The following is a 19482-nucleotide window of genomic DNA, read 5'->3' on the forward strand; positions in this document are numbered from 1 at the left end:
GGAACTTGGAGACGCCGGATCCGCGCCGCTCTCTCGTAAGACCTCACGGGCCGGGGAGATTCCCAGGCGTCTGCCCGGCGCCCGCACGCTCCGTGAAACCCGCCCACACCGTGACAGCGCCGCTCTATCGGGAGGCCTTATCAGCCAGGGGTCTTACAGGCGTCCGTCACGCCAGACGGCCCAGAAGCCGAACTGCAGCCCTCTGGAACCACCTTCACAACGGATTAGTTAGCCTCGCCGTTTCACTTGGCGTGAGACCGGTTGCTGGCCGGGAACGCGAAAGTGCCTTCAGAGCTGGGACGATGAACCTTGTCGAGGGTTTCTGTCGGTCCAGGTGGAGGGCACTTTCTACGTGCAAGGTATCGGTTCGCGTCCCAAGCTCCATGTCTCCGCTGACGGTTCGGGGGTGGCTCTGCCGCCCAGCAGCCCCAACTGAAACGGCGAGGCTAAATCCAATACCGGGGTATTGAGGCTAAATCTGACCCAGCGGTTATTGCCGTGCAGCTCGAACCGGAGTTCCATACCCTGCCCGGATGATAGAGAACTCCGAGAGGCTCATGCAGGTACGCGCGGGATTCGAGAGGGTCCATGTGGAGCTCCACTGGTACGATGGCCCCAGGAAGGGGATTGCCGATGTCCAGGGGTCACCGCACTACTTCGAGGCGATTCATGACTACTGGCATCCCGACGATCCCTACGACGACGAGTACCTTGTGTGGCCAGTCGACGAAGCGTCGCTCTCCCTGGAGCATGAACAGTCAGCGGTAGCCGCCGACTGGCGCGAGCGCGCGGCCGAGGGCAGCCCGACGACGGGCCCGCCTGTCGACATTTTCCACGGTGGGGTCGACAGGTGCTACGACGAGTTGCAGGCGTTGCTCGGGCCTCGGCGGAAGGCACCCGCTGACGCGCGGCGGCTGGTGGCCGAGTGGAAGACCCCCGCAGAGGACCGGGACGACGTGGAAGCGCCCGCCTACATGGTCAGGTGGCGCCAGGAACGTTGAGGCCGGTGGCGCGCGAAGTCGGCGAGTCCGTTGATCCAGCCGGCCCCGAGGCATTCAGGTCAGAGCCCATCCCGCCCGCCGCCAGGGCCTGCTCGTCGATCTCCGTGATCACGGCCACAGCGGAAGCATGACAGTCGCGACTTGGGTTGTCCGTCAAGCCGTCTCGCCATGCGGACTCTGGCCAAAATCGGTCAGATGAGGGTGGATGCGGCACGCATGCGTCCGGGATCACACCGTGCGGAAGTCCGAGTGGCGTGAGCGGGGCGACACGGGTGACGCGCACAGGTTGAGCGCCCGCAGCGCCATCACTGCTGGTCGAAGTCGATCGTCACGCCGCTGCACACAGGGTGTGTCCGGCAGGCCAGGACGTAGCCAGCTTCGATCTCTGATGCCTCCAGGTCGCAGTCCTCGAGTCGTACAGGGCCTCCGGAGGATTTGGCACGGCAGGTGCCACATATGCCTTCGCGGCACGAGTAGGCGAGGTCGATACCGGCACGCAGACCGGCATCGAGAACGGTTTCGGCCTCGCTGACCATCACGGTGTTCTTCGCGCCTCGGTCGATCAGCGTCACCTCGTGGGACCGGCTCGCGCTCCTGTCTACGTCAGACGAGGGGGAGCTCGGCGGTGCACCGCCTGCGGTGAACCGTTCGCTGTGAATGCGTTCCGCGGCAAGACCCCCGTCGGTCAGGGCGCTGCGCACGCCGCTGACGAGCGCCTCCGGGCCGCACATGAATGCTTCGTCCGCTTCACCGGCGAGACCGAGTACCTCCGTCAGTTCACAGAACTTCTCACGGGTGAGGCGCCCTTGGAACAGCGGGTCGACGGTCTGGGAACGACTGAGGACGTGGACCACTCTCAGGCGCTCGGCGTACTTCTCCTCCAGGTGGGCGAGTTCCTCTCGGAAGATCGTCGAGGCATCGTCCCGGTTGCCGTAAACAAGGGTGCACCGGCTGCGCGGCTCCATGACCAGGGTGCTCTTGACGATGGAGAGGATCGGGGTGATGCCGCTTCCGGCCGCGATTCCCAGCACGTGGCGAGAGCGGAACGGGTTGAGGTCGATCGCGCAGCGTCCGCTGGGGGCGCCGACTTCCACCTCGTCGCCCGCCCGCAGGGAGGTGTTCACCCATCGGGACATGCGGCCCGCCGACTGCGCTTTGACAGCTACGCGCAACTCGCCGTCGGCGATGCCACTGCATATGGAGTACGGGCGGCGGAGCTCCGCGCCGTCGAGCACGGTCTTCAGCGTGAGGTGCTGGCCAGGGCGGAAGGTGAATTCAGACGAGAGGTCGTCGGGGACCTCGAAGGCCACGGACACGGTGTCGGCCGTCTCCTGCCGGACGTCGGCGACCTTGAGCCGGTGGAATCCGCGGTGCTGCGCCGACTCGGTTGGGGCAGGCGTACGGGCTGCGGTGTGCCGGACACGCCGCCCGGCGGCCAACCGGTACACGACGAGGAAGACGAAGGCCGCGCCGATGAGGGCTCCGCTGTACTGCACCAGCGGTCCGCCCGCATCACTGCCCGCGGTGAAGGTGTGCGCGGTGGCCGACACGAACACCACGAAGGCGGTGCGGTGGACGTAGCGCCATATCCGTTCCGGGAGTTTGGACTTGAGCAGCGAGGTGGTCTGAACGGCAGCCAGGAAGTACAGGGCGAGCACACCGCACGCCTGGGCAATGGGATTCGCCTCACGGGCGAACGGAACCAGCAACTGCATCCAGCCGAAGGACAGCTCGGGGTCGAGTACGAGCGCGGCCAGGTGCAGGACCGTGAAGGTCAGGGACAGGCCGCCCAACCAGCGGTGCAGGTCCAGCAGCCAAGCGGGGGCCGGCCGGCCCCCCAGCACTCGGGTGGAGAGCAGTAGTCCCCAGAGCGCCGCCAGGGAGACCAGCCACCACGCGGTCAACCCGGTGGCGCGAGCCACGTACCACCACAGCCGGGGGTCCATCGTGTGTACCTTTCGAGAGTGCCGACGCGTCGGCTGGGGGATGCAGGGACAGGCCCGCTCGCCGTGCAGGCGTGTCGAGCACGTGGAACGGGGCTGGGGATCGTGCTGCCCCTGCGCTTCTGCGGGCATAAGGACTGTCGGAGCGCTCCGTGAGGCCGACGAGTCCGCTCGTCAGCTTGAAGTCCGCAACTCGCGCTCTGCGTATGCCAGACCGACGTATCGCCGCACGATCGTGACGATCCGCACCGGATGCTCCGACGGGGCGGGCTGCGCCTCGCCCCCCGATGGCTCCTGTGCCTCACGCCGATCACCTTGCTCCTGATGACGGACGGCGTCCTTGGCGTGCTGGGTAGAGGCGAACTCAGCCACCAACAGCAGTGTGACCGCCAGACTTGCGCCTCCGATCAGCGTCCGGGCCACGGCAGCCGGACGCCGACGCCTGCCGACGCGATCAGTCATCGTCCTCGTCCTCGCCGTGCTTCTCGTTGTCGCCGGAGTCGCGGACGCCTTGACCATGCTCGCCCTTCTTGTCCTTCATGTCCTTCTTGTCTTTCTTGCTTTCTTCCTTGTACTCCACTTCGACGGGTCTCACCGGGTCGGCGGGGCGGGTCGCCGCCGGCTTCGGCGAGCCGACGGCCCGACTCAACACCGTCGACCCGTTGGTCCCGATACCCTCCGCGTCCGAGGCTCGCCACTCGGGCGAGGGCGGTTCAGTCGGGATGTCCACGTATCGAGTGACCTCAACCGTCGGCACTGGACTGGGTGTTACAGGTGGCGTGGAAGCGGCGCCCGGCGGCTTGAGGCCAGCCGTGTTCGGCGCCGGCTGACCCGTAAGAGTGGCCACGACGACGATGCCCGAAGCGCCGACGGCCACTACGGCGCCCGCCAGAGCGAGAGCACGACGATGTTCCACGAATTTCCTCCAGAGTGTTCCGAGCAGCCGAAAACGTCAGCCTTGGCTCGCGGGGATGGTTCCGATCCGCCCTCTCCCACACACGCGAGGGCGAGGTCTCGGCCCGCCAGACACATCGGCGCACCGGGAACCGGACGCGGTGAGGCGCGACTGACAGAGACCTTCTGTCGAACGTGAGTTGGCCGGGACCGCGCAAGAGAGCGGTTGGATGGGGCGAAGGTGTGCTCACCCGTGCACGTACGGGTGCGGGAACGGGGAGCAGTCGACCTTCTGCTCGCCCGTCGGCGGTTGCGGCTAGCCGAGCATCAGCCCGCTGAGAAGCGTGGCGCGGGAAAAGGCCGACGTCGCGGGCGGCAGGGTCCCTGCGGACCAGGCGGCGAATCCGGCTGCGGTGGGCAGCGCCACAGCAAACCTCCTTGGGGAACACGCGTCCCGTTCGATGGAGCATGCACGACAACGCGGGGTCTGACTCACCGATGGACACCATCCCTGGGGAGGCGACGCCGGTTCACAGTGGCGCGACCGTGCCGGTATCTCACCGGACTTCCGCGCGCTGTCGTTTCAACGTCGAAAACGTACCGCCCAGCGCTACTTTCAGCCAAGGGCGCATGGGGGCGCCATTCGTCACACTAACGACGGGCGTGCGCCCCGCGCAGCTGCGCTGAATCTCCGTCAGGCACCGTGCGCTGGAACACACGCCAGATCGTGCCGCAGCCACATGATCCCTGGCCCGCGTCCCGCCCCGGGGAGCACGTCCGGAATCACACGGCGGCGGAGTGCAGAGTCGCCTCCCCCATCACCTCGATGCCTGTGCGCTCCCCGGGCCGGGTGGCGGCCGGGCTGGGGACCCGGACGTCGATGGGCTCGTCGATGCCGTCCACAGCAACGGTGACCATGGCGTCGTGACCGTAGAAGCGAACGTCGGTCACCATGCCACTGGCTTCGGCCGCATCCGGGGCAGTCAGTCGGAGCTGCTCGGGCCGGAGCAGCACCACGCCCTCGCGGACCCTGCCGGGCGGCTCCGTCAGTCGGATGCGGCCCAGCACGGTGGCCGCCATGTCTTGGTCCGCAGTGCCGGTGACGAGTACCGCGTCACCGACGAAGGCGGCGACCCAGGGGTTGGCGGGACGGCTGTATACCTCGTGCGGTGTGTCGCATTGGGCCACGCGGCCGTCCCGTACGACGGCGACGAAGTCGGCTGTGGAGAGGGCCTCCTGCTGGTCGTGGGTGACGAGCAGGGCGGTGGCTCCGGTGGCGCGCAGGGCTGCGCGTACGTCGGCCCGTACGCCGGTGCGCAGGGCGGCGTCGAGGGCGTTGAACGGCTCGTCGAGGAGGACAAGGGCGGGTTCCGGTGCCAGGGCCCGCGCCAGGGCGATGCGCTGCTGCTGGCCTCCGGATAGCTCGTGCGGCATGCGGTCGCCGTAGCCGGCCAGACCGACGAGTTCGAGCATCTCCTCCGTGCGCCGTCGGCGGGCGGCCCGGTCGAGGCCGGTCAGGCCGAAGGCGACGTTGCGGGCCACGCTCAGGTGCGGGAAGAGCGCGCCTTCCTGGGGCACGATGCCGATGCGGCGGCGTTCGGGCGGAAGGTGGACTCCGGGGCCGCTGAGTGCGCGTCCGTCGAGGGTGACGGTACCCTCGTCGGCGCGCAGGAAGCCCGCGATGATGCGCAGCAGCGTGGTCTTGCCGCAGCCCGAGGGACCGAGGACAGCGGTCAGTGCACCGCCGGGGACGGTGAGGTCGAGGCCGTCGAGGACCGGCGCCGCGCCGGGGCCGTACGCCTTGGCCAGTCCGGCGATCTGCAGGTCGGTCATGTGCGGTGCCTTCCGAGGAGGTAGGACGGGATGGCGGCCAGCAGGATCAGCGCCGCGGCGTAGGGCGCGGCGGCGGCGAAGGATCCGGTGCCGGTTTCCGTCCAGAGACGGGTGGCCAGGGTGTCCATGCCGGTGGGGCGCAGCAGGAGGGTCGCGGGCAGTTCCTTCATGCACACGACGAAGGTGAGCGCAGCTCCGGCAGCGACGCCGGGGGCGGCCAGCGGCACGGTCACCTCGTGCAGCACGCGCAGCGGGGAGCGGCCGAGGGAGCGGGCGACGTCCTCCAGGACGGGCGGGGACTGGAGGACGGCCGCGCGGGTGCCGGCCACGGCTACGGGCAGGAAGAGCACGGCGTACGCACAGACCAGCAGCGGGAGTTCCTGGTAGATCGGTTCGGCGTAGCGCACCGCGAAGAAGACGAGGGACAGCGCGACGGTGATGCCCGGAAGGGCGTGGCCCGCATAGGCGGACTGCTCCAGCAATGTGGCTGTGCGGCCGCGGTGGCGGGCGGCGATCACCCCGACCGGCAGCGCGAGGAGCGTGGTGAGCGCGGCGCCCGCTGCGGCAACGCCGAGGGTCGTGGCGGCGGTGTCGAGAAGGGTGTCGGGGTCCCAGGTCGCGGAGTTGCCGACGGCGAGCCAGTACCCGAGCGTCGCCAGTGGGGTGAGGACGGCGACGCCGGTGACCGCCGCGCACCAGGCCAGGGCGGGCACCTGCCAACGGCCCAACAGCGCGGGGACGGCGGGGCGCGCGGTGCCGCCGCCCGTCCTCGCGTGGCCTGCCCGGCCCCGGGTCCGTGCCTCGGCGGCGACCAGCAGGATCGTCATCACCACGAGGACGACGCTGAGCGCGGCGGCCGGGGTGCGGTCGAAGCTGGCGCGGTAGGAGGTGTAGATGCCGCGGGTGAAGGTGTCGTACCGCATCAGGGAGACGGCGCCGAAGTCGGAGAACACGTACAGCGCGACGAGTACGGCGCCACCGGCGGCCGCGGGCCGCAACTGCGGCAGCGTCACCCGCAGGAAGGTCTTCAGCGGTCCGTGGCCGAGCGATCGGGCGACCTCCTCTTGCGCGGGGTCGGTGCCGCGCAGCGCGGCGGTGACGGGCAGGTAGACGTACGGGAAGCTCACCAGCGTCAGTGCGAGAGCCGCGCCCGTGAAGCCGGCCATCTCCGGGAAGGCGGACAGCCAGGCGAACGCGGCGACGTAACTGGGCACGGCCAGTGGCAGGGTCACCAGCACCGACCAGGCGCGGGCGCCGGGCAGGTCGGTGCGTACGGTAAGCCAGGCCAGCGAGACGCCCAGAACCAGGCAGGCAGAGACGACCACGGCGGCCAGTCCGAGGCTGCGGCCGAGCAGTTGGGCGGTACGGTCGTCGGCGATGACGTCCCAGGCGAAGGCAGGGCCGCGCTCCAGGGAGCGGACGGCGAGGTAGCCGAGCGGCAGCAGGGCGAACACCGCGGCGACGGTGGCGGGGACGAGCAGGACGGCAGGCGGCCGGCGCCCGGCACGCGACCGCCCGGTCGGCGTGGCGGCGCCGTCCGGGGGGTTGGCAGTGGCGGGATCCGTCGGCGTGACGGGATCCGTGGAGGGCATGAGGGGTCAGACCATCCCGGCTTCCTGGAGCATCTTCAGGGTTTCCTGAAGCGATTCCAGCTTGCCGAGGTCGATCTTCGGGGAGTCCAGGGAAGCCAGCGGCGGAAGGCCCTTGACCGTGCTGGTTACACCTGCCGCGAGCGGGTATTCCTTCGTGTCCTCGGCGAAGTACTTCTGTGCCTTTTCGGAGAGCAGGAAGTCGACGGCCTTCTGGGCGGCCGGTGTCTGGTCGCTGCCCTTGACGATGCCGACTCCGGCGGTGTTGACGAGGCCGCCCGGGTCGCCGCCGGGGAGGAAGTGGATCTTCGCCTTGACCTTGGACTCGCCCTTTTCGGCGACCTGCTCGTACCAGTAGTAGTGATTGACGAGGCCGAGCGAGACCTCGCCCTTCCCTACGCCGTCGAGCACCTTCAGGTTGTTGTCGTAGACCTTCGGCTCATTGGCCTTGAGGCCCTTGAGCCAGGCACGGGTGGCGTCGTCGCCCTCCAGGACGCGCATGCCGGTGACGAAGGCCTGGAAGGAGGCGTTGGTCGGGACGTAGCCGATCTTGCCCTTCCATTCCGGCTTGACCAGGTCGTGCACGCTGTCGGGAACCTTGGAGACCTGACCGGGGTTGTACGCGAGGACGCGCACGCGCCCGGAGGTGCCCACCCAATCGCCCGCGCCACCGCGGAAGGCCTGGTCGACCTTGTCGAGCGACTCCTGGGGCAGCTTCTCCAGCAGGCCCTTGCCGGAGAGGGCGCCAAGGGCTCCCGCGTCCTGGGAGAAGAACAGGCCGGCCTTGGTCTTGCCGCCCTCTTCCTGGATCTGGGCGGCGAGTTCGGCGCTCTCGCCGTAGCGGACGGCGACCGTGGTACCGACGGCCTTCTCCAGCTCGTCGAGGAGCGGCTTGACCAGCTTCTCATTGCGGCCCGAGTAGATCACGAGCCCTGCGTCGTCCTCGTCGACGCCGCAGGCTGCGACGGCGGGGAGGAGAAGTGCCGCCGCGAAGAGCGCGGTCAAGCGTCGGACCAAGGGGCGTCGCATGGAAAGCCTTCCTGCAAGGGCAGCGGGGAACCGAGTAACGCCCCATAAGTAAGGTAAAGCTAACCTAAAGGTCAAGAGTGACGCACACAACAATTCGGCCGTGCCGACGCATCGGCGGAGCCGACCCTACCGCTTATTTTTCTGTGGATCTTCAATGAATCATCTGTGACATTCCTGTGACTACCTGGCGAGGTAAGGCTTTCCTAAGATGCGCCTGTGACAGTCCTTCCCGACCTGTTCCCAGGCACCACATCCGTTCCGTTCGCCCTCGGCCTTGCCGCGCACGGCGACCGGACCGCCGTCATCACGGCCGACGGTCGGGTCAGCTACGCCCAGCTCGCCGCCCGAGTCGATGCGACGGCCCGCCGCCTCGGCGCCGAACGCCGCCTGGTCCTGCTCGTCGGCGCGAACACCCTCGACGCCCTCGTCATCCACCTCGCCGCCCTCGCGGCCGGGCACCCCGTCCTCCTGGTGCCGGGCGACCACCCTGAAGCCGTGCAGTCGCTGATCGACGTGTACGACCCGGACGTCGTCGCTCACCCGGACGGCGGAGCGTGGGTGCTCGACGAGCGACGCCCCGTCTCCGCGCACACCCTGCACGCGGACCTCGCCCTGCTGCTGAGCACCTCCGGCTCCACCGGATCACCCAAGCTCGTCCGGCTGTCACACGAGAATCTGCAGTCCAACGCCGAGTCGATCGCGCAGTACCTCGACATCCGGGACGCGGACCGGGCCGCCACCACCCTGCCCATGCACTACTGCTACGGCCTCTCCGTCATCCACAGCCACCTGCTCCGGGGCGCCGGGCTGATCCTCACCGACCTGTCGGTCGCCGACAGTTGCTTCTGGGAGCTGTTCCGCACCGGACGCGGCACGACCTTCGCGGGCGTCCCGTACACCTTCGACCTGCTGGACCGGGCCGGCTTCGCTGACATGGAACTCCCCCATCTGCGGTACGTGACCCAGGCGGGGGGACGGCTGGCACCCGAACGGGTCAGGCGGTACGCCGGACTGGGCCACACCGCCGGCTGGGAGCTCTTCGTGATGTACGGCCAGACCGAGGCGACGGCCCGCATGGCCTACCTGCCGCCGGAATTCGCCGAGACCCGCCCCGAAGCGGCCGGCATCCCCGTCCCCGGCGGCTCGTTCCGACTCCAGCCGCTGCCGGACTGGCCCGAGGAGGACACCGGCGAGCTGGTGTACGCGGGCCCCAACGTCATGCTCGGCTACGCGCACACCCCGCAGGACCTCGCGCTGGGCCGGACGACAACAGAGCTGCACACCGGCGACATCGCACGGCTCACCCCCGGCGGGCTCTACGAAATCGTCGGCCGCCACAGCCGGTTCGTGAAAATATTCGGCCTGCGCATCGACCCCGCGCAGGTCGAGGCGATGCTCACCCGGCACGGGGTCACCGCCCTGTGCGCGGGCGACGACGAAGTCCTCGCCATCGCCGTCGCGGGCGCTCGCGAAGCCGACGCGCGGCGGATCCGCAGGCTCGTCGCCGACGAGTGCGGACTGCCGACCCGCGCGGTCCACGTCCACATCGTGGCGGATCTCCCCCGCCTGCCCACGGGCAAGCCCGACTACCGGGCGGTGCGCGCACTGAGCCGCCCGGCCCCCGCCGCGTCGCCAGGGCACACCCTCCCCCCGGGCAACAGCCCCGGAGACCTGTGCCTGCTCTACGCCGAGGTACTCGACCGGGCGAACGTGACAGAAGATGGCTCGTTTGTCAGCCTGGGCGGCGACTCGCTGTCGTACGTCGAGATGTCACTTCACCTCGAAGAGCGGCTCGGCCACCTGCCGGCCAACTGGCACACGACGCCGATCCGGGACCTCCGGGCGTCCGAGCCGCCGGCCCGCCCCTCCCGCACGCGCGTGCTGGAGACCAGCGTCGCGCTCCGCGCCCTGGCGATCTTCTGCATCGTCGGGTCACACATCCACGTGTTCGGCATCAAGGGCGGAGCGCACATCCTGCTCGCGGTCGCCGGGTACAACTTCGCCCGCTTCCACCTCACCACAGCCGACCGACGCGAACGCGTGCGCCGGGCCTGGGCCAGCATCGCCCGGGTCGCGGTGCCGAGCATGACGTGGATCGGCTTCATCCTCCTCCTCAACGACGACTACACACTCGCCAATCTCTTCCTGCTCGACAGTGTTTTCGGGCCGGAAGACCTCAAGACAGGCATGCACTTCTGGTTCATCGAGGCCCTGGTCCACATCCTGATCGTGGCCGTCACCCTCCTATGCCTCCCCATCGTGGACCGGATGGAGCGCCGCTTCCCCTATGCCCTGCCTCTGGGCCTCGCGGGCCTGGGGCTCCTCACCCGCTACGACCTCGTCGGCCTGCCCGGTCGCACCGAAATGCCTGATGCGGTCACCGTGTTCTGGCTGTTCGCGCTCGGCTGGGCGGCAGCGAAGGCGGGCAGCGTACGCCAGCGCCTGCTGGTCACCGTCTCGGCATTGGCCACCGTGCCAGGCTTCTTCTCCGGCGACCCCGGCCGGGAAGTGATCATCATGGCCGGCTTCGCGCTACTGGTGTGGGTGCCCACCCTGCCCAGCCGGGAGCGCGTCAACCAGGTGGCAGGCCTCCTGGCCACTAGCTCGCTGTACATCTACCTGACCCACTGGCAGATCTTCCCGCTCATCGACGGATTCTCACGGCACCTGGCCTTCCTGGCAGCGCTCCTCTTCGGCATCGCGTACGCCGCCGGCGTGAGCCGCCTGCTGAAGCTGCTGCCCGCCTTGCCGTCACCGGCTTCGTCCGCGTACCGGCGTCCGTACACGGGCGTGCGGCGGCTTCTCGGCTCGGGCAGCAGAACACCTTCGTGAGCGTCTCCACGACTCGTCGGTTCCTGTCGCTGGCGTGAGCACCGTGCTGCATCGGTCCAGGCAGGGCGCCTCGCGCCGTTCCGCCTCGGGGCTTCGTCCCCGCCCCCCCCCACGAGCGAGTACGACGGTGCCGCAGCAACAGTCGAGTCACCTCGAGTCGACTCCCGCAACACGGCCGACCTGGGCGACCGATCGGACCGACAGCGGGGCGCAGACCTTCCCGGCCCGCCGCTGCTTCCTCTCTGCGAAGCGTCTTCCGACCTCGCCGTGATGACGACGGCGTCTAGGGTCCGGACGTCCCCGGCCACACTGCCTGCCTTGCGAAGTTCCGTCGATTCCGTGGTGCAGCGCGTATAGATCCAGGCATTTTGCCCCGATCTGCTCCTCGATGGCAGACCGGTGACGAGCCACGGCTGCACCACCAAAGGAAACTCGCACGTGACCTCGACCCAGCTCCTCGACGCCCGGACCTCGGAAACGGCGTCGGGCTCTTCCACTGCCGGCCGACCCGCCCGGTGACAGACGCAGCGGGCCCGCAAGCGCGCCTGGCCGCCCGCTACCCCGGCACCCTCGGCCCCCGGCGACCCCACTCCGGCAAAGCCCTCTCCGACGACGGCCCACAACGACAGCCACGGCCACTAACCCCGCCGTTTCGGTTGGGGTGCGGCTGAGGGTTGGGTAGAAAACGCAAAAGTGCCTTCCTGAGCTGGGACGATGGACCTTGTCTAGGGGTTCTGTCGTCGCCAGAGGAAGGCACTTTCTGCGTGAAGGATATCGGTTCGCGGCCCCGGCTTGTCGTGTCCACTGACGGGTCGGGGGCGGTCGGGCACGCCGGAGCACGTTTGCTGGCGGACCTCGCCGAAGCGACCGGGCTGACGGCGGCGTACTCCACCGTGCTCCGGCCGCTTCGGCCGCGCGGCACCGGCCATGACCCAGGCCGGATCGCCACCGATCTCGCAGTGATGCTCGCCGACGGCGGCGAGGCGATCGCGGATCTGGCCGTTCTTCGGGACCAGCGCGAGGTGTTCGGCCCGGTGGCCTCCACGCCGACGGCTTGGCCGCTGCTGGCCGCCGTCGACGAACGCATACTGGACCGTCTGCGGTCGGCCCGCGCCGCAGCCCGGGAGGTGGCCTGGCTGCAGGCCGCCGAGACCCGCACCGCGATACCTGCAGTGAAAGCCGGCGGACGCGAACTGCCCGGCCTGGTCCTGGACCTCGACGCCACGCTGGTCACCTGCCACTCCGAGAAAGACCAGGCCGCACCCACCTACAAAGGCGGCTTCGGGTTCCACCCGTTGCTGTGTTTCCTGGCCAACACCGGCGAGGCGATGTCCGGGCTGCTGCGGCCTGGCAACTCCGGAGCCAACACCGCCGCCGATCACATCACCGTGCTCGACCAGGCCCTCGCGCAGATCCCCGACGCCCACCGGCACGGCACCGACATCCTGGTCCGCACCGACAGCGCGGGCAGCGCAAAGGCGTTTCTCACGCATCTCCGCGCCTTGCGTGACAACGGCCTTCACCTGCGTTTCTCGGTCGGATACGCGGTCACCGCACCGGTCCGCCGCGCGATCCGCGCCCTGCCCGAACAGGTCTGGCACCCCGCCCTGGACGCCGACGGGACCCTGCGTGAGTCCGCCGAGGTCGCCGAGCTGACCGGCATGGTCGACCTGAACGGCTACCCGGCCGGCACCCGCATCATTGTGCGCCGCGAACGCCCGCACCCCGGCGCCCAGCTCTCCTTGTTCGACAGTGACGAGGGCCTGCGGCACCAGGTCTTCCTCACCGACACCCCGTACTCCGGCGGCTCGGCCCAGTTCCTGGAGGTCCGCCACCGTGGACACGCCACCGTCGAGGACCACATCCGGTGCGGCAAGACCACCGGCTTCGGACGCTTCCCATCCCGCCTGCCGGCGCGGGCACCGCGATAGCCGTCCTCGATACCGGCGTCGCCACCAAGCACCCGTTCTTCGGCAACCGGGTCAAGACCGAGGCGTGTTACTCCGTCAACGACGACAGCTACGGCGCCACCAGCCTCTGCCCCGGCGGCACCACCGAGCAGCAGGGCTCCGGCAGCGCGGACTCCGAAGCGGGGCCGTGCGCCACGATGGGCGACGCCTGCTCCCACGGCACCCACGTCGCCGGGATCGCCGCCGGTGACGGAACCGGCGTCAGCGGCGCACCCGTACGCGGTGTCGCCCCCGGCGCGGACCTCATCGCCATCCAGGTGTTCTCCCGGTTCGACTCCGACGACTACTGCGGAGCAGGGGCCAGCCCGTGCGTGCTCAGCTTCACCAGCTCCCAGATCAAGGGACTGGAGAAGGTCTCCGCGCTGAAGACGGCCGGAACCAACGTCGCCGCCGCGAACCTGTCCCTCGGCGCCGGGCGTTGGACCTCCGAATGCGCCTCCGACCCGCGCAAGCTGATCATCGACAACCTGCTCACGCAGGGTGTCGCCACCGTCGTCGCGGCCGGCAACAACGGCTACACCGACGCGGTCAGCGCCCCCGGCTGTGTGTCCTCCGCCGTCACGGTCGGCGCCACCACCGACGACGACCAGCTGGCCACCTTCACCAACCGCGGCCCGCTGCTGGACTACTTCGCCCCCGGCACCAACATCGTCTCCTCCGTTCCCGGCGGCGGCTACGCCTCCCTGAACGGCACCTCCATGGCCACCCCCACGTGTCCGGCGCCCTGGCGATCCTCCGACAGGCGTTCCCCGCCGAGAGCATGACGGACATTGAGTCGCGGCTGACCAACACCGGGAAGGCCATCACCTACACCGGCGGCAGCACCCCCCGTATCGACGTCGGCCAGGCGGTCGGCGGACCGGCACCGGAACCCGCCCCGGACCCCAAGCCCCGCCCCACCAAGGTCATCAGCGAAAAGGCGTACGCCATCCCCGACGCGGGAATCGTCGAGGCGCCGATCACGGTGTCCGGCGTCCCCGGCAACGCCTCCAGTGCGATGAAGGTGGCCGTGAATCTCACCCACGAGTGGCGCGGTCAAATCAGGATCGATCTGATCGCCCCGGACGGCCAGAGGTACCCCCTCAAACCGCTGTCCTCGGAGGGCGGCGGCACCCTCAACGCCGTCTACGTCGTCGACGCGGGCACCGCCCCCGCGAGCGGCACCTGGAAGCTGAACGTCAAGGACGCCTTCACAGGCGCCACCGGCACCCTCACCTCCTGGTCCCTCCTCTTCGCCTCGAGGGGTGGGGTCACCGAAGCCTCCTTCGAGAAGACCGGGTCCTACTTCATCCCCGATCCGGGCACCCTCACCTCGCCGATCACCGTTGACGGGTTCACCGGCAAGGCCGCGCGCATCCTGCGCGTGTACGTCGGTGCCACGCACGAACGGATCGGCGACCTGCAGATCGACCTGTTGGCCCCCGACGGCCGTACATACCCCATCAAGCCGGCGACCCAGACGGAGCCCGGCGGCACCCTCAGCACCACCTACACGGTCGACGCCAGTGACTCCCCGGCCAACGGGACTTGGAAGCTCCTCGTCTCCGACATTGTCGGGAATTCCAGAGGATTCCTCACCGCATGGTCGCTGGGGTTCCCGTCGATCGAGAACCAGACCAGCCGCGCCATCCCTGACTCCGGCTCCGTCGACGTGCCGATCACCCTCAGCGGCTACCCCGGCAACGCGTCCAGGGAACTCAAGGTCCATGTGGAGGCCGAGCATGAGTGGCGCGGCGATCTGAAGATCGAGCTCCTGGACCCGAACGGCAAGGCGTATCTGGTGAAGGCGACTTCGGCGACGGACACCGGCCAGACCATCAGGAAGACCTACACCGTCGACGCCAGTACGTCCCCGGCGTCCGGCACATGGAAGCTCCACGTCTCGGACGTCTACGGGGGCTCCACAGGCACCATCGACAGCTGGACGCTCACCTTCTGACGCCCCCGCCTCGAAATGAACCGGCCGCCGCCCGGTGAGGGCGGCGGCCGGTCACTCATGCCAGGGAGCGCGTCACTTGCGGTCCGGCAACCGGCTCGGTTCACGTCCTTGAACACACCGCAGGCGCAGCCGTGCGTGCTCACGGCCGCTGCGCTCCTCGACGAGCTGGTTGAGTGCAGTGATCGCGCGGCGGGTGGCGCGTTCGGGGTCGCGCTGGGCGAAGTAGGGCCGAGCTCGTGGTAGGGGACGTGGTCGGTGAGCATGTGCCAGATCGCGGTGATGATCGAGTGCTCGACGGCGACCAGGGCCCTGAGCGGGCCGCGCCGGGCGGTCAGCCGCTTGTAACGGGCCTGCAGGTAGGTGTTGTTGGTTTTCGTCCCTGACCCGAGTCACCGCTCACCCGCAAGATCAAGATCGCGGCTGTCCTGACCCTGAGCAACGTCCGTTGCTTTGGTACGGCGCCAGGGGTGTGCGATCGGGGTAGCCACGGCCCGCCACCAGGGATCGAGGGGAAGCGTTCCCGCGGGCTCGAAGGGCTCGCCCGGCCGGGGAAATGCGGCTGGCTGCTCGGCTTTCTCGGCGGCGTCCTTAGTCCACTCGCCGGGCTCTGCCCACGGGTGCATGGAGAGGGTGAAGGTGCCCCAGTGGATGGGCATCATGACGCCGTGCGGCTTGCCCCCTTGCAGGTCAAGGTGTGCCTGGATGCCCTGAGCGGGCGTCATGTGGATGTCGGGCCACCCACCGGGGAGTGGGGTACAGTCCGTGTGGTTCTTGGGCCAGTACTCTGAATACGCACCGATCTGGATCATCGTCGCGTCGAACGGACCGTGCTCGGCGCCGATGTCCTTGAAGCCCGGGAAGTAGCCGGTGTCCCCGGAGTGGTAGATCCGGTGCTCGGGGCCCGCGACGGCCCAGGACGCCCAGAGCGTGTGCTGCTGGTTGCGCAGGCCGCGTCCGCAGAAGTGGCGGGCCGGGGTCGCGGTGAGGCTGATCCCGGCGATGTTCGTGGTCTCGTTCCAGTCGAGCTCGCGCAACCGGTCGGCGGACACGCCCCAGCGCTCCAGGTGGGCGCCGACACCGAGCGGCACCGCGAAGACCGTGTCCGTACCCGCCAGGGCGCGGATCGTCGGCAGGTCGAGGTGGTCGTAGTGGTCGTGCGAGATCACGACAGCGTCGACCGGGCCGAGCGCCGCGAGCGGCAGTGGCACCGGGTGCAGCCGCTTGGGCCCGGCGAACGCGAACGGCGAACAGCGCTCCCCCCACACCGGGTCGAAGAGCACCCGGCGGCCGTCGATCTCGGCGAGCACGCTCGAGTGGCCCATCCAGGTGAGCCGCAGCCCGGTGGCGGGTGGCCGGGCAAGGTCGGCGAGGGTGGTCGCATGAACGGGCACCGTGCCGTTCGGCGACCTGTGTACCCGCTCCTCCTTGCGGAAGTAGACCTTCGCGAACTCCAGCGTCGAGCCGGACGGCCTGGTCCGCGCCCCTACCGGGTTCTGGAAGACCCCGTCGGCGAAATTGGGCGAGTTCCGGATGCGCTCCATGCGTGCGCCCCCCGGGTCGGCGCCGAATGCGGCGGGTCGCAGCGAACGCAGCCGGGTACGGAGCGGATGCAAGGAGTCAGCGCCGGTCACAACATCTCCTGAGGGAGTCGGTGTCGTTTCATTATGAACAGGGGGTACGACAGTGCGAGTAGGGGCGACCAACGGGCTGACGGCCGGACCCCGCCGCCTCAGCCACGCGACTGTCCGTACACATGTTCGACATGTAGCCGCAGAACGATCCGCCGGTCGCGGACCATCGCGCTGCGGTAATCGTCCCAGTCGGGGTGCTCGCCCTGCACGTCCCGGTAGAGCGTGATCAGCTCCTCGACGGTCGCGTCGGACGGATCGGCGGCGACCGGCGACAGCTCGGCCGTTCCGTCCGCAACCGTCCAGGCCCAGCGGTCCTTGCTGGTGACGTGGTAGCTGGCCCGCGGATCGCGCCGCAGGTTCCGTGTCTTCGCCCGGCCCTCGGTGATCGAGACACGGATGATGCGCTCCGCGGGATAGTAGAAGTGATTGACATTGGACAGCTGGGGCCGGCCGTCCCGCTTCAGCGTCACGAGCACCCCGTCACTCTCCTCGGCGACCAGCCGCAGGAGCGCATCCTGCTCTGCATCAATTCCCCTCATGCCGAATCCAACGTGCGTACCCATCGCAGGATTCCGCGTTCGGCCACTCGCTCATGTCACATCCGGGGGCCACCTCCCGTCACGTCCGTGACCGCAGCCCGGACTCCAGCCACTGAACAACGATTCAGCAAGGGCCACATTGACAGGGGCGCTCCCGTCTCCCGATACTGACCGGCGATTCAGTAAATCGCCGGTCGCGGCGGCCACGCCGCATCGCCGGTGGAGCTCGCCGCGCGCCCTGGCCCGGACCACTCCGGGGCCCACCCCGATCCCTGTTACCGAGGAGACACCCCGATGACGACACCGACGACGACTCCGACGGCTCCGGCGGTGTCCCCGTCCGCCCTGCCCGCCCCGCTGATCTCGCTGACCTGGACGGACCATGTCACCGGACGCCAGGGCCATCTGGTCGTCGACCGGCTGGTGCGCGGCGTGTCGAGCGGCGGGCTACGGATGCGGGCGGGCTGCACGCTCGACGAGGTGACGGGACTCGCCCGGGGCATGACGATGAAGGAGGCCCTGCACTTCGATGCCGATGACACGCAGGCGCGCTACATACCGCTCGGCGGCGCCAAGGGCGGCATCGACTGCGACCCACGCGATCCGGAGGCGTACGGGGTACTGGTGCGCTATCTGCGGGCCGTGCGTCCGTATATAGAGAACGTCTGGACGACCGGTGAGGATCTCGGACTCACCCAGGACATCGTCGACCGGGCGGCGGCCGAGGCCGGGCTCGTCTCCTCGATCCAGGCGGTCTATCCGCTCCTCGACGACGAGACCGCGGCGCGGCAGCGGCTCGCCGACGCGTTCGCCGTCGAGGTGGACGGCATCGGGCTCGACGAGCTGGTCGGCGGCTGCGGGGTCGCCGAGTCGGCGCTCGCTGCGCTGGACCGGGCGGGCGTCGCGTACACGGAGGCCAGGGTCTCCGTACAGGGGCTCGGCACGATGGGCGGGGCGACGGCACGGTTCCTCGCCCGGGCCGGACTGAAGGTCGTCGCCGTCGCCGACATCAAGGGGACGATCGCCAACCCGGCAGGCCTCGATGTCGAGGCGCTGCTCGCGGCTCGCGACGCGTACGGCACGGTGGACCGCGGTGCGCTGCGGGACGGGGACCGGGAGCTGCCCGCCGACGCGTGGCTGACGCAGGAGGCGGAGGTGCTCGTACCGGCAGCCGTCTCGTACGCCGTCGACGCAACGAACCAGGCTCGGATCACCGCCCGTTGGATCGTCGAGGCGGCCAACATGCCGGTACTGCCGGAAGCCGAGGCACTGCTCGCCGAGCGAGGGATCACCGTACTGCCCGACGTGGTTGTCAACTCCGGTACGAACGCATGGTGGTGGTGGACGCTGTTCGGCGACATCGGAGCCGACGCCGAGGAGGCGTTCGGACACACCCGTCGCTCGATGCGCGCGCTGATCGGCCGGATGCTGGCCCGGGCCGAGGCCGACGGCTCCACGCCCCGGGTGGCGGCCCATGCCCTCGTCGCCGAGCGGCTTCCGGTCATGGCCGAGCGGTTCGGCTGGTACCGGTGAGCCAGCCACGCCACCGGGCCCGCTGAGTCGCTGCGGGCGGCCCGACTCCCGCCGGCCCCGGGGCCCTACGGCGAATAGCTGCCATGGCAGCCTTCCGCCAGCTCCGGCCGCCTCCGTTACGCCATGCTCCTGGCAGTCTCACCTCACCACCCCCTGAGAACACACAAGTTCACGAGGTGAGAATGAGATGGACCAGATGGGCGGCGGCCTGCGCCACAGCGCTCGCCGCCGCCCTTGCCGGTGGATCGCTCCCCGCCGCGGCCGACCAGGCACCCGTATTCGCCGACCCGGCCGTGTCCCCGGGGACTGGCGGCGGATCCCGCACCGTCACCCTGCTGACCGGCGACGTGGTGACGTACTCCGGCAGCGGGAACGCCGTACAGATCAGCTCGATCGTGCCGGGATCCGGCCGCGAGGGCATGGGCTTCACCCGGTTCCGGGCGGACGGCCACGAGTACGCGGTGCCGATCGACGCCGTCGGGCAGATCGCGCAGGGCCGGGTGGACCGGCGCCTCTTCGACGTGACCGAGCTGGTCGCCTCGGGGTACTCGGACAGCAGCACCGACACGCTACGCGTCCTGGTCGACGGCGCCACGCCGTCCGCCGGGAGCCCCGACGCACCGAAGGGCGCGCGCGTCGCCGCGGCCTTCCGGACCACCGGGACCACGGCCCTGACACGTTCGATCTGCCGCGCAAGGACAGCTGGTACCGGCTGACCGTTGACGCCACCCGCACGTCACCGGATCCGG

General features: G+C 69.4%; 14 protein-coding genes, 1 pseudogene and 1 riboswitch. Of the genes and pseudogenes, 7 read left to right on the forward strand and 8 right to left on the reverse strand.

Annotated elements, in window-relative coordinates; all coding sequences use genetic code 11:
- Positions 1 to 533: 533 nt before the first annotated feature.
- Positions 534 to 1001 carry a hypothetical protein gene (locus ABZV38_RS25955; protein WP_356330711.1) on the forward strand — a complete coding sequence of 156 codons (468 nt, stop codon included), beginning with the start codon at positions 534 to 536 and terminating at the stop codon, positions 999 to 1001.
- 305 nt (positions 1002 to 1306) lie between these two features.
- On the opposite strand, the gene ABZV38_RS25960 is transcribed toward ABZV38_RS25955, so the two are convergent.
- From ABZV38_RS25960 to ABZV38_RS25985, 6 genes are all read right to left on the reverse strand, one after another.
- On the reverse strand, positions 1307 to 2947 hold the full coding sequence (locus tag ABZV38_RS25960; RefSeq protein WP_356330713.1) for a 2Fe-2S iron-sulfur cluster-binding protein: 1641 nt from the start codon (positions 2945 to 2947) through the stop codon (positions 1307 to 1309).
- 171 nt (positions 2948 to 3118) lie between these two features.
- Positions 3119 to 3406 carry a hypothetical protein gene (locus ABZV38_RS25965; protein ID WP_356330714.1) on the reverse strand — a complete coding sequence of 96 codons (288 nt, stop codon included), beginning with the start codon at positions 3404 to 3406 and terminating at the stop codon, positions 3119 to 3121.
- Complete coding sequence (locus ABZV38_RS25970) at positions 3399 to 3860, reverse strand: hypothetical protein (RefSeq protein ID WP_356330716.1); 462 nt, start codon at positions 3858 to 3860, stop codon at positions 3399 to 3401. Before ABZV38_RS25970 ends, ABZV38_RS25965 begins: the two co-directional genes overlap by 8 nt.
- Before the next feature lie 437 nt (positions 3861 to 4297).
- A riboswitch (cobalamin riboswitch) is annotated at positions 4298 to 4458 on the reverse strand.
- Between the two features lie 163 nt (positions 4459 to 4621).
- Entirely contained in the window at positions 4622 to 5671 is a 1050-nt protein-coding gene (locus ABZV38_RS25975; protein ID WP_356330718.1) for an ABC transporter ATP-binding protein, read from the reverse strand.
- The gene (locus tag ABZV38_RS25980; RefSeq protein ID WP_356330720.1) at positions 5668 to 7263 is read right to left on the reverse strand and encodes an iron ABC transporter permease; all 1596 of its coding nucleotides are present in this window, start codon (positions 7261 to 7263) and stop codon (positions 5668 to 5670) included. Before ABZV38_RS25980 ends, ABZV38_RS25975 begins: the two co-directional genes overlap by 4 nt.
- 6 nt (positions 7264 to 7269) lie before the next feature.
- The gene (locus tag ABZV38_RS25985; protein ID WP_356330722.1) at positions 7270 to 8289 is read right to left on the reverse strand and encodes an iron ABC transporter substrate-binding protein; all 1020 of its coding nucleotides are present in this window, start codon (positions 8287 to 8289) and stop codon (positions 7270 to 7272) included.
- Between the two features lie 216 nt (positions 8290 to 8505).
- Between ABZV38_RS25985 and ABZV38_RS25990 the strand changes: the two genes are divergently transcribed.
- From ABZV38_RS25990 to ABZV38_RS26005, 4 genes and pseudogenes are all read left to right on the forward strand, one after another.
- Positions 8506 to 11121, forward strand: coding sequence for an AMP-binding protein (locus ABZV38_RS25990; RefSeq protein ID WP_356330723.1), 2616 nt, complete (start codon positions 8506 to 8508; stop codon positions 11119 to 11121).
- 734 nt (positions 11122 to 11855) lie between these two features.
- A pseudogene (locus tag ABZV38_RS25995) lies at positions 11856 to 13037 on the forward strand (IS1380 family transposase); the annotation flags it as partial.
- A complete protein-coding gene (locus ABZV38_RS26000; protein ID WP_356330725.1) occupies positions 12989 to 13855 on the forward strand; it encodes a S8 family serine peptidase in 867 nt (288 codons plus the stop codon). The pseudogene ABZV38_RS25995 and the gene ABZV38_RS26000, both read left to right, overlap by 49 nt.
- The gene (locus tag ABZV38_RS26005) at positions 13852 to 15030 is read left to right on the forward strand and encodes a proprotein convertase P-domain-containing protein (protein WP_356330726.1); all 1179 of its coding nucleotides are present in this window, start codon (positions 13852 to 13854) and stop codon (positions 15028 to 15030) included. Before ABZV38_RS26000 ends, ABZV38_RS26005 begins: the two co-directional genes overlap by 4 nt.
- Before the next feature lie 389 nt (positions 15031 to 15419).
- On the opposite strand, the gene ABZV38_RS26010 is transcribed toward ABZV38_RS26005, so the two are convergent.
- The gene (locus ABZV38_RS26010) at positions 15420 to 16661 is read right to left on the reverse strand and encodes an MBL fold metallo-hydrolase (RefSeq protein WP_356330728.1); all 1242 of its coding nucleotides are present in this window, start codon (positions 16659 to 16661) and stop codon (positions 15420 to 15422) included.
- A 98-nt stretch (positions 16662 to 16759) separates the two neighbouring features.
- Positions 16760 to 17200: a PPOX class F420-dependent oxidoreductase gene (locus ABZV38_RS26015; protein WP_356330730.1), complete on the reverse strand. Its 441-nt coding sequence runs from the start codon at positions 17198 to 17200 to the stop codon at positions 16760 to 16762.
- 294 nt (positions 17201 to 17494) lie between these two features.
- On the opposite strand from ABZV38_RS26015, the gene ABZV38_RS26020 reads away from it, so the two are divergent.
- Positions 17495 to 18733 (forward strand): Glu/Leu/Phe/Val dehydrogenase dimerization domain-containing protein, encoded by a 1239-nt coding sequence (locus ABZV38_RS26020; RefSeq protein WP_356330732.1) that lies wholly within the window; start codon positions 17495 to 17497, stop codon positions 18731 to 18733.
- 182 nt (positions 18734 to 18915) lie between these two features.
- Positions 18916 to 19449: a hypothetical protein gene (locus ABZV38_RS26025; protein WP_356330734.1), complete on the forward strand. Its 534-nt coding sequence runs from the start codon at positions 18916 to 18918 to the stop codon at positions 19447 to 19449.
- Positions 19450 to 19482 lie beyond the last annotated feature (33 nt).

Origin of the sequence: Streptomyces sp. NPDC005181 (assembly GCF_040608395.1) — a bacterium.
Classification (GTDB): Bacteria; Actinomycetota; Actinomycetes; order Streptomycetales; family Streptomycetaceae; genus Streptomyces.